We start from the raw sequence: 16,491 nt of genomic DNA, 5'->3' as shown, positions 1-16,491 counted from the left end.
TTTCCTTAAATCCAACCTAAAAACTGCAATAAAAGCTTTATTAACATAAACCAAACAACAGCTAAGTAAACCGGTCGAATAAAACCATGTCCACGTTTAATTGAAAAACTTGCTCCAAGTAAAGCGCCACAACCAGAGGCTAAAGCTCCCCATAAAGCTATTTTAAAATCAACATAGCCAGAAAAAGAAAACCACAACAATGCACCCAAGTTACTTGCAAAATTAACAATTCTGGCACTCGCAGAAGCATTGAGCAAAGATAAGCCAAACAAACTAACAAACACAATCATGACAAAAGTTCCCGCACCAGGACCAAAAAAGCCGTCATAACTTCCAATAACAAAGCCAACCACATAAGGCCATAGCTTGTGCTTCAACCTTGCTTCAATTTGTGTTTTACCTAAGTTTTTTTGCAGTATGCTGTAAATGGCAACAGATAATAATAAAAAAATAACCACTGGTTTTAAAAAGGCATTGCTCAGTTGACTGGCAACAAGTGCACCGGTTGCTCCACCAAACAATGCTGCTATTGTCGCTGGCCAAGCAATGGACCATACCATCTTTTTAGAGCTTGCATAACGTATGGAACTGGCAAACGAAGCCATGATCCCAATAATTTTATTGGTTCCTAAAGCAACCTTTGTTGCCAAACCTAAATTAAGCATCAAAGGCACCGTGATCAAGCCACCGCCACCGGCCACTGCATCAATAAAACCCGCAAAAAAACAGCCCATGATTAAAAAAGCTAAATCCATAAACACGGCCTATATGCTAGAAAAAACCATCTGTAAATTTTACTTGCATAGCTGCCTAAGATAAGGAGATAGAGTGTCTAAACTAAAAAAGGTTTTTTTTGATCAACAAAAGTCTTTAAGTCAAAGCAATCAATCTTTTCATGATATTCATGAGCAGGTTTTAAATGACTATGGAAAAAATGCTCTAGCTGTTGTTGTCTATGGATCTTGCTTGAGCCAAACCACTCAAAAAAAAGATTCTGTCCCAGATTACTTTATTATTGTAGACTCATTTAAAACCTATTATTCATCAATGCTAAAAAGTATTTTGAACTTCTTTCTCCCACCCAACATTTACCATTTCAAAATAAAACAAGGTTTCAGTAAATACAGCGTGGTCAGTCTAAAGCAATTAAAATCGCAAACACAACTTATCATTCACCCCAAAGCAAAAGATATGTATTTTTTAGGAAGGTTTTCAAAAAATATTTATGTCTACTGGAGTAAAGATAAGAATAACATAGATGCTCTATTAGAAGTACAAAACCAAGCATGTCAAAGCGTGGCAATGATTGTTCTATCTTCCATGAATTTGGGTGACACCATCCATCTAAAAAATTTTGCAATTAAATGTTTAGCCTTAAGTTACGAAGGTGATGTTAGAGTTGAAGCCAAAGATAAAGTTGAAAAATTATTTTTAGCGGAGGAAAAATTTTATCTTAGGGTTTATCAAGAAATTCTCAACCATTTTCACCATCAAAAAATCATCTATTTTGACCAAGAACAAAACCTTATTACTTTACTTGATAAAACTTTACTCCCAAAAAAATATAAACGCTTCATTTTTAAAAGCAAGCTAAGAGCACAACTGCGTTGGCCAAAAGGCATGCTTACCGCAAAAAATTGGCTAGATTATGTACTCTTAAAAATCAGAAGAAACTATGGCGACGAATTTACACTTACAGAACATGAAAAAAAATATTGGTTTATTTATGGATGGAAATTATTATTTAAACTTAATCAAAAAAAACTGTTAAAATAAAATAATGAAAAAAATTGGCATAATTGGTTTTGGTAATATGGGTAAAGCTTTGTATGAAGGCTTGATACAATTTTCTGAATTGAATGAAAAAAACTTTATCACATCTCACCCCAATTCAGACTCTAGAGCATTGATAAATAAAGATTATGCTATAGAATGTGTACAAAATAACCTTCATCTGGCCAAAGAATCTGAACTGATAATTTTAGCGGTAAAACCTCAAATTTTAGATAAAGTATTGCAAGAAATAGCTCCGGTGTTAGATGTTCATCAAACCCTGATTTCTTGTGCTGCTGGCTACACTTTAAAACAAATTGAACATGTCCTCGATAAACACATTAAAAATATTGCCTGTATTCGTATCATGCCAAATATAGCGGTTAAAGTAGGTGCTGGTGTCAATGTTTTTGCATGTAATGCTGCTGCAAACTCACAAGGCAGAGAGTATTTTATCAAGCTTTTCAATGCGTTAGGTTTAAATATAGAGCTACCAGAAACCCAGTTTGATGCTGCCACGGGTCTATCAGGAAGCGGCCCTGCATTTATTTACACCATGATGGAAGCCTTGATTGATGCTGGCGTAAAAGTCGGTTTATCAAGACAGCATGCCAAAGCCATGGTTAAACAAACTTTTTTTGGTTCATCTGCGTTGATTAACGCTACAGGAAAACACCCTGGACAGCTTAAAGACCTCATTACTTCCCCCGGCGGTACAGCCATTACAGGTATTTATACTTTAGAAAAAGGTGGTGTTAGACATAGCCTTATTGAAGCGGTTGAAGCTGCAGCAAAAAGAGCTGAAGAGCTATCAGTATAAAATATCCCAAAGAAACAAGCCTTCTGGCGGAGCGGTACTGCCTATTTTTATTTTTTCTTTAGATTTCAAAGCACGTTGAATATCTTTTTGCGTGGCTTTTTTTCTAGCTACAGCAACCAAGGCTCCCATTATATTACGTACCATATGCTTTAAAAACCCCTCACCCGTAATTTCTAAATAATAAATACTGCTTGTTCTTAATTGTCTTAACTCAATAGAAAAAATTTCTCTCTGGGTTGTTTTTTGGGGGTCATTTGATGTTTGAAATGATCTAAAGTCGTGCTTTCCTTTAAAAAGAAGGCTTGCTTTTTTCATTAAGTCTATATCCACGTCATCATGAAATAAAGCTACGCATTCTCTTAAAAAAATATTGTTTTTTTTACCCACCTTAAAAAAATATCGATACGCTTTTTTCTTAACGCAGGCGATTGGGTGGAATTTTTCATGGACATATTGCGCTGAACGCACCCTAATATCTTCAGGTAAAAAAACATTTAAACCACTAACCCAGTCTTCTAAATCAATGACTCTATCACCATAATAATCAAAGCAAACAGACTGTCTACGAGCATGAACACCCGCATCGGTTCTTCCACTGGCCAAGGTTTTTATTCTTTGACCACTTCGTTTCTCTATTGCTGACTCAATTTGGGTTTGCACAGTCATATCTGTATCTGGTTGTTTCTGCCAGCCCTTATAGGATGTCCCTTGATAGGTAATATTAAGTAATATTTTCTTCTTTAGATTTTTACTCACTATCTATACTCCATAACATAATTTAACAAAGATGTTTTATACTAAATCAAAACAGACTCGTTAAACTGAATCAAAAACATGCTTTTATTTAAGGTAGAAGAAAAACACTCTTTAAAAAAATCATAAAAAATCTAAACCTAAAGCAACACCGTAATCCCACGCACTTAAATCGATACCTGAACCCATCATAGGTCTATAAGAGGCAAATACATCAATGAAAATGTTATTAATATCAAACAACTCTCTGCTCCCCAAACTTGCATAATTTCTAAGTGAAAACCTTATCCCACCTTTTACTGCATAACCATGCTTTACATTACTTAATTGACGAGCACTTTCTTTTAGCCACATAAGATAACCTTGATATCCAGCTCCTAAAAACGGTTGAACATACCATTTTTGTTTTTCAAAAGGACTATACTCAAGGTAAAGCTCTATAGGTACAAGCGTTAAAATCATGGTCTCGCCACTTTCCCTTCCGGAATCTACACCTATCAAAAAACTTTTTTTTCTCATGTAGCCAAGACTTAAACCTAATTTTAAAGTTTCGTAGCCTATAAGGTAATCATAACTTATTAGATGATTGCCTTTATCAAAGAAAGTTTGTTCTACGTCCCCAGTAAACTGAACCCAACGCAATGACACTTTGTTGCTGTGTTTCATTTTTGCATAAGAAAGAGAAACCATTGTAATAATTAAAAACGACAAAAGCTTTTCTTTCATGTTATTTCCTTTGCCACTTTTTTCGACTATATAAAATTAGTAGCATCAGCATCATTAAAATCATTCCTGAAACTTTACTATCGGCTTGACAACCTGTTTCTCCAGTTAAGGCTATTAAACCAATGGTTTCTTCAGGCACTTCACTTAATATGGGGCTGTAGTCACTTTCATTACCTTGTTGATCAACTGTTTTAATTTTTACGTAGATCCTTTGACCGTTAACCAAGCCTGTTATGTTATAGGTATAATCTCCTGTCCCGGTATGGTTAACTAACACTGGGCTGGTTATACCTGCTCCATCGCTAGCTTGATCATCCAAACCAAATGAAATTTCATAATAATCAATATCCGCTTGATTAACACCATCCCAGCTCACAAATAGTTTTTGATTTCCAAATTTTAACTTATAATCATTGGGATACGGTGGAATAGTGTCTTTAAAAATCTCAATACCTCGGTAGCTTTCGGTTGAACCTGATTCCACATAAACACCCAACAAGTTATCACCTTCTATAAAATCATCCGTATTGATACTGACACTCTTATTTTGATTGGCGGTGATACTTGAAGAGCTATAGGTTTTTATGGCTTGAGGGGATACGGCTTGCTTGGTCGCATCCATTAATTTTATTTTTAAAAGGCCTGAAGCATCACTTTGAACACTAAAGCTATAATCACTCTCATTGGTGATCTCTAAGTTTGCTCCGATTAAATCAATGCTTGGAAGATCTGAAAAAACCTTTAATGTATTTGTACTATCATTTAAAATATAAAGATTGTTATATTCATCAATAAAATTTCCTTTAGCCGTCATATTGGTCACGCCATCAATATGATTAATTTCTTGCCAGCTACTGGGCGCAGCGCTAACATTAGGATCTATGATTTTTAATCTACTATTGCTTAAATCTTCTGCATAAACATATATCTTTGCAGATGAAAAACTTTCTGGACGCTGTGTTACTGCGCAATAGATATTACCAATAAGTGTATCTGTAAGTATTGGATCAATACCACCACCACTTGTAAAGTCTATCATACTCAACAAATAGTTTTGATGATCTGCTTGCACTGCAAATATCTCTGATGCAGACGATATTGGGTTGCTGATAAAAATGTAACTGCTGTTTTCAAAGCTGCTTTGGGTTAACTGCAAAAAGTTATTGCTGCTAGAATAATTACTTAACTCTACTCTATTGCCCAATCGCTGTAAACTTGGCACCTGATAAGCTTCCAGTTCACCTGACTCACCCAATACCAGCACTTGATTTCTCTCTTCTATCACCTCAGTATCCACTGGTGTAAAACCAATATTTAATTGTTGGTCTAAGCTATTATCATCAAGATTATAGGTATAGAGTGTACCAGTATTATAATCTCCCAAGACAAGGTGACTGTTTCCTAAACTATGCAAACAATCAATACTTTCAAAGTCTACTCCATTGGTATCACTATCAACATTACTTAGATTTGGAGACTCAATATTTTGTGACAAGTCCAACACGGACCATTGATCACTTTGATCAGTGATGAAGTAAATTTTTTCTTCTTCCGTTAATAAACAAGCCGAAACAGTAAACCCTGGAGTGATTATGGTTTTCACCAAAGTTCTTGAAAACAAATCCACTACACTCAGTACATTTGACGTTGTAGAAAAAACAAAACCATATCTAGGATTTGCCTTATCACTAGCAATCAATATAGAGCTTTGGTGACTAAAATTCAGTTCATAATGCAGTTTATCTGGATAAGCCTGCGCAGGCTTTAAAAGCAGGAATATCCACAAACATACCAATCTCATCTTAGACATTAAAAAACATTTAAACATAGGCTCTGCTTTTATGCTATTTTTTGCTATAATAGTGAAATGAAGTTATTGGGGCGCACATTTAGTTTTTTAACAGTTATATCATTGTTTTTATTAAGTTCATGTAACTTACCACCGGTATTGGCTACCTTAGAGGCTACAATTATTGATCCCAATGATACCAGTGGCTCTGGCTCATCATATGCAGTTGTTAACTTCACTCGGTTTAATGGTATATACTCAAGCAGTAATGGCGATGCAGAATTACAATTCACTAACCCTGAAGGAGATAACATGGTTATCACACTTGGAGACGCTAGCGTAGGCACATATTCTGTTGGTGGAGTAACACAAGTTAATGGACAAATTACCGTGACCCGTGATTTAGAACAAGTCACCCAAGCCTTTTCTGCAAGTGCTGGAAGCATAACCATTACAGGAATCGCTACCGATGGTGATCAAGTCATTGCAGTACAGGGAAGCTTTGAAATTAATATTGAAGGCGGAGGCGGCGCAACCAGTAGATTTGATAGCCGGTAATCTTAAAATATTTAGATCAAAAAAAAGGCCTGTAAGTAAGAAACAGGCCTTTTTTATGAATGTAGTGTCAGTTTTTAATTAACTGACGTCTTTGTACTCAGCATCAATCACGTCATCGTCATCTTTTTTAGAAGACTCAGACTCGGCACTATCACCTTCTGCTGATGCATTAGCAGAAGCCTCTTGCGTTGCTTTATACATGATTTCAGCCAATTTATGCGATGCTTGCGTTAAAGATTCTGTTTCTTTTTTCAAGCTCTCTGCATCAGCATCTTGGTTTTCAAGCGCTTTTTTAGCTGAAGCCAAGGCATCTTCCACTTTTTTCTTCTCATCAGCCGGCAATTGCTCACCGTGCTCTTTCAAGGTTTTTTCTGTTGAGAAAACCAGAGTATCCAACTGGTTTTTGGCTTGAACTTGCTCTAGACGTTTTTTATCATCTTCAGCATGGGCTTGGGCATCTTTCACCATTTTTTCTACTTCTTCTTCCGATAAGCCAGAAGAGTTAGAAATGGTAATTTTTTGCTCCTTGCCTGTTGCTTTGTCTTTAGCTGATACATTCACAATACCATTGGCATCAATATCAAAGGTTACTTCAATTTGAGGCGTACCTCTTGGTGCTGGAGGAATATCACCCAACTGAAATCTACCTAAAGTACGGTTGCCAGAAGCCATTTCACGCTCACCTTGCAAGACATGAATATCAACCGATGTTTGATTGTCCGCAGCTGTTGAAAACGTTTCAGATTTTTTAATTGGAATAGTACTATTCTTCTCAATCAACTTGGTTGCGACGCCACCTAAAGTTTCAATACCCAAAGAAAGCGGTGTTACATCCAATAAAAGAACGTCTTTGACATCCCCAGCTAATACACCCCCTTGAACGGCAGCACCACTGGCAACCACTTCATCAGGATTGACTGTTTTTGCGCCTTCTTTACCAAAGATATCTTTAACAATGTTTTGCACCATAGGGATACGGGTTGAACCACCCACCAAAATCACTTCATCAATATCACCGGCTTTAAGACCCGCATCTTTTAAAGCCTGAATACAAGGCTGTTTGGTACCATCAATGATATCTCCCACAAGCTTTTCAAACTGTGAGCGACTTAACTTGACATTGAGGTGTTTTGGACCTGATGCATCTGCAGTTAAGAAAGGTAAATTAATTTCTGTCTCCATAACGGTAGAAAGCTCAATCTTGGCTTTTTCAGCAGCTTCTTTCAAACGCTGCATCACCATTTTGTCTTTAGATACGTCCACGCCTTGGTCTTTTTTAAACTCTTCTGCCAACCATTTAATGATGGCTTCATCAACGTTATCACCACCTAAGTGCGTATCACCATTGGTAGACTTCACTTCTACAACCTTATCTCCCACTTCAAGAATAGAAACATCAAATGTACCACCTCCAAAGTCATAAACCGCAACCACTTGGTCTTTCTTTTTGTCCATACCATAGGCTAAGGCAGCAGCTGTAGGTTCATTGATAATACGCTTTACATCTAAACCGGCAATTTTACCTGCGTCCTTGGTGGCTTGTCGTTGTGAATCATTAAAATAGGCAGGAACAGTAATCACCGCTTCAGTCACGGTTGTTCCTAGATAGTCTTCAGCTGCTTTTTTTAATTTTTGCAAAACCATGGCAGAAATTTCTTGAGGTGTATAATTTTTACCATCGATTTCAATAACCGCCATGCCATTATCACCTTCTGCAACTTTATAAGGAACTACATCTTTTTCGTCGCCTACTTCAGAAAAGCGTCTACCCATAAAACGTTTGGCAGAATAAATGGTTTTTTCTGGGTTTGTTACAGCTTGACGTTTAGCCACCTGGCCAACAGCTCTATTCCCATCTTTTAAAAACGCTACCACCGATGGTGTGGTTCTACCGCCCTCTTCATTAGGGATAATTTTGGTTTCTCCACCTTCCATAATGGCAACCACTGAGTTGGTGGTTCCAAGGTCAATTCCAATAATTTTGCTCATAATCTCAAATTCCTTACTTATCTGTTCTCTAAAATATTGATAACACTAAATTTTTGGCCCAAAAAAGCCAACACAAGCAAAATAAACTCATCAAGCCGCTTGTCAATGGTATTTTTTTGATTTTATTTAAATCAGTTCTTTAAGTTTTAATAAATAATCAGATAGTTGGTCACAAGATCAGAGTTGCGCTCACCCAGCACGGTAACCTTTGCATCAGCATCTAGCCTTGCTGCTTGCCCATAGCTGTTGCCACCATCAGTATAATAAATATGCGTGGTTTTGGTCAGCATATTTCCATCATCATCTTTGGTATTGAGCCCATTCATCAAAGCAATCATCTCTTTATTGTTAATAGGCTTTTCTAAAATAGCCATACCCACTTCTTGCTCATCATCAGCATTCACTCTTCTGACCAAGGCTCTATGAATCTTGGTATCGTTGTTTAATTCTTTTTCTCCACGTTTTATCGATGGGGTATAAAATATTGTAGCTTCGTCATTACCTTCATATTCAGCAAAAAAGGCGTCCATATCATCATAATCTTTAAGAACTTCTTCTTGATGAGTAAAGGTGATTTTTCTTCCATTTTGTTCTAGTAATACAATGCCGTATTTTGGATGAGACCCATCTCCTTCATACAAAACACCATCAATTAAAAACTTTCCTTCAAGCTTTCCAGGACTAGCGCCAGAAGTCATGCCATCAGGTGCAGCAGCAATGCCCCCCACTTCTTTGATAATTTCTTTCAATTCTTTTTCAAATAAATCGGAATGCGAATCTTTGGTCACTAAGTCTAAAGCACTCACTGGCCACCATTCACCCATGACTTGATCATCTTTCATGATGTCATAAATGAATTCGCCATTTTTAAATTGTTGTTCTGTCTTTTTTAGATAGATTTTTGCAGCCTCGGTCTCGGTATCGTCGCCATCATCATCGCTTGTTTCTTCACCATCACCTTTTTCTTCACCATCACCTTTTTCTTCAACCTCTGTAATGGTTTTTTTAGGCTTTGGGATAACCTCTTTTACTTTTTTTTCAGTAGGGACAACTGGTTTTGATGCACATCCAAACATCATGGCTAAGAATAAGAGTAAAGTCGCTTTTTTGATCATCTCAAGCAAATTAACATATTGCGTTATCTCAATCAAGTATATTTTTTACAATAAAATCAAAAAGTTATAAAAAAAACAACTCTTTGAATATGAAAACTGGCTTAAAAGCTTGAATATGAAGAAAAAATCAAAGCCCTCTCAACATGATAGCCAGGGAAAAATACTTTTCCTCTTTGTCCAAAAACGTCGTTTTGGACAAATTTATTAGCTATCCTTAAAGCTTTGTTTTTAGGATAGCTTATGCAAGGCCCTTTTGCGGGTTGCCCTACTCTTGCAAGAGTTTTGCTAACTCTTCCTTCATCAAAGGCACCAATTCAAACATATCCCCCACTATGCCATAATCTGCTTTCTGGTCCGATTTCTTATCAATGGCTTTGCCATTGATATTTAGGAAAAATCGCTTTTTCCTCTTTGTCCAAAAACGTCGTTTTGGACAAATTCACCTTTTGCGGGTTGCCCTACTCTTGCAAGAGTTTTGCTAACTCTTCCTTCATCAGTGGCACCAATTCAAACATATCCCCCACTATGCCATAATCTGCTTTCTGGAAAATGGGCGCTTCTGGATCGGTGTTGATGGCGACGATGACTTTTGAGGAGCTCATGCCGGCTAAATGTTGTATGGCTCCTGATATACCACAGGCAATGTATAATTTTGGGTTCACTGTTTTACCGGTTTGCCCCACTTGCATGTCATGGCTAGCATATCCAGCGTCTACAGCAGCTCTTGAAGCACCAACGGCAGCACCTAAAACATCGGCCAATTCATTGATCATGCTAAAATTCTCTTCTGACTTAATAGAACGTCCCGCAGAAACAACAATTTCAGCGGCTGCCAAATCAGGTCTATCGGACACAGTTTCTTTAACATCTAGGATTTTACAACGACCGCACTCGGAAAATCCAGCAGCGTCAAGTTCGTTGATCTCAATATTGGACTCACCCGATTCAGGCTTAGGGTCAAAAACATTGGGTCTACAGGTCACTACCACGGGAGCATCTAAACTGGCCTCAACATTGGCAATCAGTTTACCCGCATAAACGGGCCGTTTGGCTTTTAAAGTATTGCCTTCCAACTCAATATGAGTCACCTCTGAAATCATTCCACAGTTTAATTGTGCCGCAACTCTTGGAAAGGTATCTTGACTGTTTGCACTTAAAGAGGCCAGCAAAATATTGACATCATGGTCACTGCAAAACTTGGCTGTTTGGTTGGACCAAGACACTGTATTGTAATTGGACACATTGGCATGATACAGTGCTTTTACTGCATAAGGCCTAAGTTGTGTTTCTATATCCGCAATCGACTCACCAACATACAATGCCAGTAGATTTGCATTGTTGGCTTTTGCCAAGCGACCTGCTTGGGCCAAAACTTCTAAAGATGCCTTTTTAATTTTATTGTTACTACCTTCAATCCATACAGCGATATTCATACAATCAACTCCTTCTCAGACTCAAATAAACCTTATATTACTTTAGCTTCTTCTCTTAATTTTTTAACCACTTCTTTAACGGCTTCTTGCGGAGCATCTTTAAAAATTTGCCCAGCTTGGCGTGCAGGTGGTTCTTCATAATTTATAACTTTAACATTGTTATTCAACGATCCCTCATCTAAACCCAAGTCAGATGCACTAACTTTTTCAATGGGTTTTGACTTCGATTGCATAATGCCTTTTAAAGACGCATAGCGTGGCTGGTTTAGACCTTTGCTTGCAGCAAATATTGCTGGCAACTTAATTTCCCATACCTCTTGATTGCCGCCATCGACATCTCGATGCACTTTTGCAGTAGTTTCATCAATCAGTTCAAATTTACTTACTGAAGAAACATGCGGCCAATCTAGCAGCTGAGCTGTCATTTGGCTGACTTGGGAAGCATCATCATCAATGGCATGTTTTCCGGTAAATACCAACTGGTAGTCATCCGCTTTAATTTTTGCTGCCAAGAGTTTTGCGACAGACAATCCCGATAACTTTTCTTGACTTTGAACCATCACAGCTTTATCGCAGCCCATGGCCAAAGCATTTCTAAGAACATCCTGTGACTTATCATCACCTACAGTTAAAGCAGTAACTTCACCAGAACCCACACTTTCTTTGGTTTTTAAACCTTCTTCAACACCAAACTCATCATAAGGACTGATAATAAACTTCAAGCCATCTTCTACAATACCTTGTTGATCATTGTTAAGCTTGATATTGCTGGCTGTATCCGGTACCCGTTTTACGCAAACTGCTATTTTCATGGTGTGCATCTCCTCTACTAATTTTTATTTTTTAAGTTACTTTCTAATTAAAAGTGAAAGCCTACGTGGCCAAAAACTGAAAAAAATGAATCTTCTACAACATTACTGGTTAAGTTAACCAAAGCTGTTCCACCAAAAGAAAAACCACTCCCTAAAAACATGTCAACTCCAAGGCCAGTAGTATAACCAACATGTGAGGCTTTAAAGCCATTCACTTCTCTATACACCGGACCTGCTCCAAATAGCGCCGACAACTCCAAACCTGATTTTTCAGATCCGCTAATTACACTACGGGGCAAAATAAGACGTCCACCAAAGCTTGGAAAAACAATGTCCTGCAACTCACCCAAGGACCATTGCATCATTGCCGTTAAAGCTATGTTTTCTGAAAGCCTGTAATCCGCAGAGCCAACGCCTAAAACACCTGTCGGAGAAAGTGTTGTCCCAGCACCTATTTTTAAATCAATTTTTTCTTGCAGCTGAGCATAAGCATCCGCTGTAAAAAGCATAGTTAAACATAAAGCACATGCTAAAAGCTGTTTCATCATCTATATGTGCCCTTCTACTTTCTTTGAGTCTTCGTTAAACTTTGCAATACCACTATCGGTTAAGGGATGTTTGACCAATTGTGACAAAACTTTAAATGGAATGGTTGCAACATCCGCCCCCATCAAGGCTGCATCCAGTAAATGCTTTGGATGTCTAATGCTGGCCACTAAAACTTCCGTTTCAAAAGCATAATTATCATAGATGGCTACAATCTCCTCAATCAAAGCCATTCCATCATGAGAGATGTCATCCAAACGACCAACAAAAGGGGAAATGTAAGCAGCTCCAGCTTTGGCAGCCAAAAGTGCCTGCATCGGGGAAAAGCACAAGGTCATATTGACGTTGATACCTTCTTGTGCCAAATGCTTGGTTGCAATCAAAGCGTCTTCACACATGGGTAGCTTGACAACAACATTATCTCCAAGCTCTGCTAACTTTTTGCCCTCTGTCACCATGGTCTCAGATGTTTGTGCAACTGTCTCAAGACTAACCGGCCCAGGAACCAAAGCGCAAATTTCTTTGGCTAAGTCAAAATAGGATTTGCCTTCTTTAGCGACCAGACTGGGGTTGGTTGTGACACCGTCACACATACCCAAAGCAATGGCTTGTTTAATTTCATCTATATTGGCTGTATCTATGAAGAATTTCATGCATTAAAAATGCTATACTGCAGCAGCCTTGTCAATTTATTCATAACCCCATCAACATATTTTTAATTTTATGAAAGCAAAACACAGCATCTATCGACTATATATAAGGTTTAGTGCTATACAAAAACTGTGTTTAATTTATTGGCAAGAAAAAAAATCATAAGTATTCACAAACAACTTTACAACAAGGGTTACGGAGTGGGGAATGATGGTAATACATCTATAAGGATTTCAGGACAAAGGATGTTAATCACCCCCACAGGATACGATAAAAGCAAACTGAAGGCTTTTGATATCAGTATAGTTTGTCTAAAAACGGGGGAACACCTTTCTGGCCCAAAACCGTCTTCAGAGTATCAGTTGCACCTTGTTTGCTATCAGCAAAACCCAGAAGCAAAATCCATTGTCCACTCCCACCCTCCTTATGCCATAGCGTGCAGCTTATCTAAGATCAGTTTAGAAGACCCTGTTTTACCTGAGGTCATCATTGCTTTGGGCAAGGTGCCAACATGTCCTTACACCACGCCAGGCACAGACGCCATAGCACAACAGGCGGCCAAGGCTTTAAAAGACAATCAATGTATTATTTTAGAACGCCATGGTGTGGTTAGTGCATCAAGCACAAGTATCCATGATGCCTACACCCAACTCGAACGTGTGGAGCATAGTGCAAAAATTTTATTTTTAGCAAACAACATTAGAAAGCCTGAAAAAATAGACTCTAGTCTGCTTGATAAACTCATTGACTTGGCCAAATCTTAAATCTAATTGGTATACATAGCTTTAATATCGCTAACCATTAGATAGCCTCTGTTTTCTATTGTATCAAAGGTTTTCATTGCAGCGTGAAGGTCTTTAGCATCAACCCAAACCCAGTCAGCCTTATTAGGGTTTACATCCATAATCAAAAAGGAATCACTTTTTTTATCATAGGCTCCAATTGGAGAAATATGTCCTCCACCTTTTTGACCTAAAGCAGTTCTTTTATAATTGACCAATATAAAATTGGAATTATTGTTTAGTGAATCAATCATTGTTGCTTTCATTTTTTGTATGGATAATGCATCATCTACAACAAATTTATCCGCATTCAATCCATGCGCTTTGAATAGTTGTACAAGCTGTTCTAACTGATAGCCCCAATCTGATTTTCCATTTTCCATGGGACCACCTAAAACTTGCTGAGAGGTTTTAACATTGTTTACATTATAAATATTATTATAGGTATACCGATTAAATACATAAACTCTTTCAGAGTTTAAGTGTTTCCTATTGACATTGCTGATCAGACTTTTATCAACTTTCAACTGTATATTATTGTTACGCAGTTCATCTTGTCTTAAACCGTTTAGAACAATAACTGCTGATGTTGGGCCGCAATATACTTTATTGGTTTGTGATTCAAAATGATTCGATAAAATAAAAAAATCTTGCTTATGCTTCGATCGATTGAATCTTTCCATTCCTTCTTTAGAAGAAAACTCAATCAATTCAGGCTTAGTATCATTTGCTTGGACCTGTGATGGAATTTTCTTGTTCGCACAAGATGATAAATTTAGGCTTAGTATGCATAACAATGTGATCAATAAATTTTTCATAGCAATTGAAACTACAAATTACCCTCTTTTTTGTCAACACATTGCTGTTGCACAAACAATACTGTCATATAAAAATTTTACATTGCCGATGCATAGTCTTAAAATGAACAAAGATAAGTATAAGCAAAACACCGATCATATCAAAGATAATATCTTTGTACGTTCCTGTCCGAACAGAAATCTGACTTTGATTGTATTCATCTAAAACAGCAACACTAAAACAAAATGTAAACGCATAGAAAAAAAATTTTTTAGGCACCTTAAACCTAAAAATATAAAAGCTTTTTAACTGGGCCACCAATGTAAAATATGCCAAAACCGCATAGGCCATAATATGTGCTGACTTACGAATGTAGGTATGAATGGTCCAAAAATCTTGTCTTGAAAACGATTTAAACAGAGCGTGAATCCATTCATACAAAACTGTACTGGTATTGCCTGCAGAAAAATACTTACTTGAAAACAAAAAAATAATTCCCACCCAAATCCCGCAGGGGATAACATATTTTATTCCTTTTCGCATAGTGTTTTAAGACAGGTTGGCCAGTTGGCCAACAACTGTTCTGCTGGCGATTGTCCTTGATCAACAATTTCTTTGAGTGGGATTAAGTAATCTGTCATCCCTTGATTATAAAGCACTTTGTCCATGGCTGATATACAATAATCTATATACTCATTGGCCCAATCTTGTATCTTTATTTTACCTAGATTTGCTTGCATTCCATTAAGAGCAACATCATCAATGGCAAGTTGTAAAGTTTCCAAATCAATTTTCTTAGAAAAATTATAAGCCTCATCCAATAAACTGTTGTTATACAATAAAGCCATCCAAAAAGCGGTTATGGCTATAGATAGCTTTTCACTGCTGGCATCGGCAGTTCTAAATTCTAAATGATTTTTTAAACGCACATCGGGAAACAAAGTTGTTAAGTGGCTCTCCCAGTCAGTTTGTGTCAAACTCACACCTTTATTAAGTGCCTGAGCAAAGGAATACTGAGTTGCATCTTGATAGACTCCATCTCTGTATAAAAAGTACATAGGAATATTTTGCGCATAATCTTTATACTTCTCAAAAGAGAAACTACCATCAATAAAAAATTTTGGAATCCCACAACGTTGTTTATCGGTATTCTGCCAAACCTTTAAACGCCTGGAACAAAAACCATTTTTTTTCCCCTGCTCTATTGCTGAATTAGCTGTTAACGCCGAAGCCAGTACGCCAAAAACGCTACCCACACTTACCTTTTTGGAGGCATCTTCTTCACTGCTATAATCTAAATTAACTTGTGATGAGGCGGTTAGTTTCATCATTTGTAAACCGCCCGGAGAGACTTTCTCAAAATAGCTTTTCATAATTTTATATCGAGACTTGGGTACCCATGAAACCTCATCAATACTGCTCATGGGTTGAATACCTATTCCCAACCAAGAAATATTTAAGGGCGTTGAAATTTTACAGAGAAGTTTTAAGTGTTGGCCAAGTTCTTGAGCAACATCGGCAATAGACCGGTGCGCTGAACCACTAAGCTCTAATTGACCACCGGGTTCTAAAGTAATTGCCTGCCCCCCCTTCTCCAGCGCAATCAGTTGCTCTTGATCTAGGATTTTTCTCCAGTCATCATTTTCAGCAATAGCGTGTAAAATTGTTTCAATCCCTCTTTCACCAGCATAGGGGATGGCCTGTAAGTTATCTTTATAAACACCAATTTTTTCAGTCTCAAGCCCAACCAAGAAATCTTCTGAAGATCTACTGCCCCCATAAAAAATATCTAACAGGTCTTCTTGCTTGCTTATTGGTTTAGATTCACTGGATTTTGCTTCTCTGCTCATAATTTTTGTCTTTACAAATATCTTAAAAATATTATTTAGGCAAAAGCCTTTGCTGTATTATCTAAATCTTTCTTTAAAAGACAAATTAAGAAATAA

At 37.4% G+C, this 16,491-nt stretch carries 17 protein-coding genes; 4 read left to right on the top strand and 13 right to left on the bottom strand.

The window, feature by feature from the left end; translation table 11 throughout:
- Positions 1–5: 5 nt before the first annotated feature.
- Positions 6–755, bottom strand: coding sequence for a TSUP family transporter (locus MRY82_08705; protein ID MCI5072999.1), 750 nt, complete (start codon positions 753–755; stop codon positions 6–8).
- A 73-nt stretch (positions 756–828) separates the two neighbouring features.
- Between MRY82_08705 and MRY82_08700 the strand changes: the two genes are divergently transcribed.
- Both MRY82_08700 and proC read left to right on the top strand, forming a co-directional pair.
- Complete coding sequence (locus tag MRY82_08700; GenBank protein ID MCI5072998.1) at positions 829–1,776, top strand: hypothetical protein; 948 nt, start codon at positions 829–831, stop codon at positions 1,774–1,776.
- 4 nt (positions 1,777–1,780) lie between these two features.
- Complete coding sequence (gene proC / locus MRY82_08695) at positions 1,781–2,593, top strand: pyrroline-5-carboxylate reductase (protein MCI5072997.1); 813 nt, start codon at positions 1,781–1,783, stop codon at positions 2,591–2,593.
- Here the strand turns inward: proC and truA are convergent.
- From truA to MRY82_08680, 3 genes are all read right to left on the bottom strand, one after another.
- Complete coding sequence (gene truA / locus MRY82_08690) at positions 2,585–3,349, bottom strand: tRNA pseudouridine(38-40) synthase TruA (GenBank protein MCI5072996.1); 765 nt, start codon at positions 3,347–3,349, stop codon at positions 2,585–2,587. The genes proC and truA overlap by 9 nt on opposite strands.
- A 120-nt stretch (positions 3,350–3,469) precedes the next feature.
- A complete protein-coding gene (locus MRY82_08685; protein ID MCI5072995.1) occupies positions 3,470–4,072 on the bottom strand; it encodes a hypothetical protein in 603 nt (200 codons plus the stop codon).
- A 1-nt stretch (position 4,073) separates the two neighbouring features.
- A complete protein-coding gene (locus MRY82_08680) occupies positions 4,074–5,882 on the bottom strand; it encodes a hypothetical protein (protein ID MCI5072994.1) in 1,809 nt (602 codons plus the stop codon).
- Between the two features lie 57 nt (positions 5,883–5,939).
- Between MRY82_08680 and MRY82_08675 the strand changes: the two genes are divergently transcribed.
- A complete protein-coding gene (locus MRY82_08675) occupies positions 5,940–6,419 on the top strand; it encodes a hypothetical protein (protein MCI5072993.1) in 480 nt (159 codons plus the stop codon).
- Between the two features lie 78 nt (positions 6,420–6,497).
- Here MRY82_08675 and dnaK read toward each other — a convergent pair whose 3' ends face one another.
- The 6 genes from dnaK to fsa all read right to left on the bottom strand — a co-directional run bounded on the left by dnaK (position 6,498) and on the right by fsa (position 12,967).
- Positions 6,498–8,408 (bottom strand): molecular chaperone DnaK, encoded by a 1,911-nt coding sequence (gene dnaK / locus MRY82_08670; GenBank protein MCI5072992.1) that lies wholly within the window; start codon positions 8,406–8,408, stop codon positions 6,498–6,500.
- Between the two features lie 146 nt (positions 8,409–8,554).
- The gene (locus tag MRY82_08665; protein MCI5072991.1) at positions 8,555–9,523 is read right to left on the bottom strand and encodes a hypothetical protein; all 969 of its coding nucleotides are present in this window, start codon (positions 9,521–9,523) and stop codon (positions 8,555–8,557) included.
- Positions 9,524–9,981: 458 nt separating this feature from the next.
- Positions 9,982–10,956: an electron transfer flavoprotein subunit alpha/FixB family protein gene (locus MRY82_08660; GenBank protein MCI5072990.1), complete on the bottom strand. Its 975-nt coding sequence runs from the start codon at positions 10,954–10,956 to the stop codon at positions 9,982–9,984.
- 32 nt (positions 10,957–10,988) lie between these two features.
- Positions 10,989–11,768 (bottom strand): electron transfer flavoprotein subunit beta/FixA family protein, encoded by a 780-nt coding sequence (locus tag MRY82_08655; protein ID MCI5072989.1) that lies wholly within the window; start codon positions 11,766–11,768, stop codon positions 10,989–10,991.
- A 47-nt stretch (positions 11,769–11,815) separates the two neighbouring features.
- Positions 11,816–12,316, bottom strand: coding sequence for a hypothetical protein (locus MRY82_08650; protein MCI5072988.1), 501 nt, complete (start codon positions 12,314–12,316; stop codon positions 11,816–11,818).
- Positions 12,317–12,967 (bottom strand): fructose-6-phosphate aldolase, encoded by a 651-nt coding sequence (gene fsa / locus MRY82_08645; protein ID MCI5072987.1) that lies wholly within the window; start codon positions 12,965–12,967, stop codon positions 12,317–12,319.
- 129 nt (positions 12,968–13,096) lie between these two features.
- Here fsa and MRY82_08640 point away from each other — a divergent pair, with 129 nt between their 5' ends.
- A complete protein-coding gene (locus MRY82_08640) occupies positions 13,097–13,729 on the top strand; it encodes a class II aldolase/adducin family protein (protein MCI5072986.1) in 633 nt (210 codons plus the stop codon).
- Between the two features lie 2 nt (positions 13,730–13,731).
- On the opposite strand, the gene MRY82_08635 is transcribed toward MRY82_08640, so the two are convergent.
- From MRY82_08635 to MRY82_08625, 3 genes are all read right to left on the bottom strand, one after another.
- The gene (locus MRY82_08635; GenBank protein MCI5072985.1) at positions 13,732–14,565 is read right to left on the bottom strand and encodes a phytochelatin synthase family protein; all 834 of its coding nucleotides are present in this window, start codon (positions 14,563–14,565) and stop codon (positions 13,732–13,734) included.
- A gap of 64 nt (positions 14,566–14,629) precedes the next feature.
- Positions 14,630–15,046: a VanZ family protein gene (locus tag MRY82_08630; protein ID MCI5072984.1), complete on the bottom strand. Its 417-nt coding sequence runs from the start codon at positions 15,044–15,046 to the stop codon at positions 14,630–14,632.
- Positions 15,047–15,072: 26 nt separating this feature from the next.
- A complete protein-coding gene (locus MRY82_08625; protein MCI5072983.1) occupies positions 15,073–16,395 on the bottom strand; it encodes a glutamate-cysteine ligase family protein in 1,323 nt (440 codons plus the stop codon).
- Between the last annotated feature and the right edge of the window lie 96 nt (positions 16,396–16,491).

It is taken from the genome of bacterium (genome assembly GCA_022763185.1).
In the GTDB taxonomy this organism is placed as follows: domain Bacteria; phylum Bdellovibrionota_G; class JALEGL01; order JALEGL01; family JALEGL01; genus JALEGL01.
Note: the sequence above shows the minus strand (reverse complement) of the source record. Positions and strands in the feature narration are given on the sequence as shown.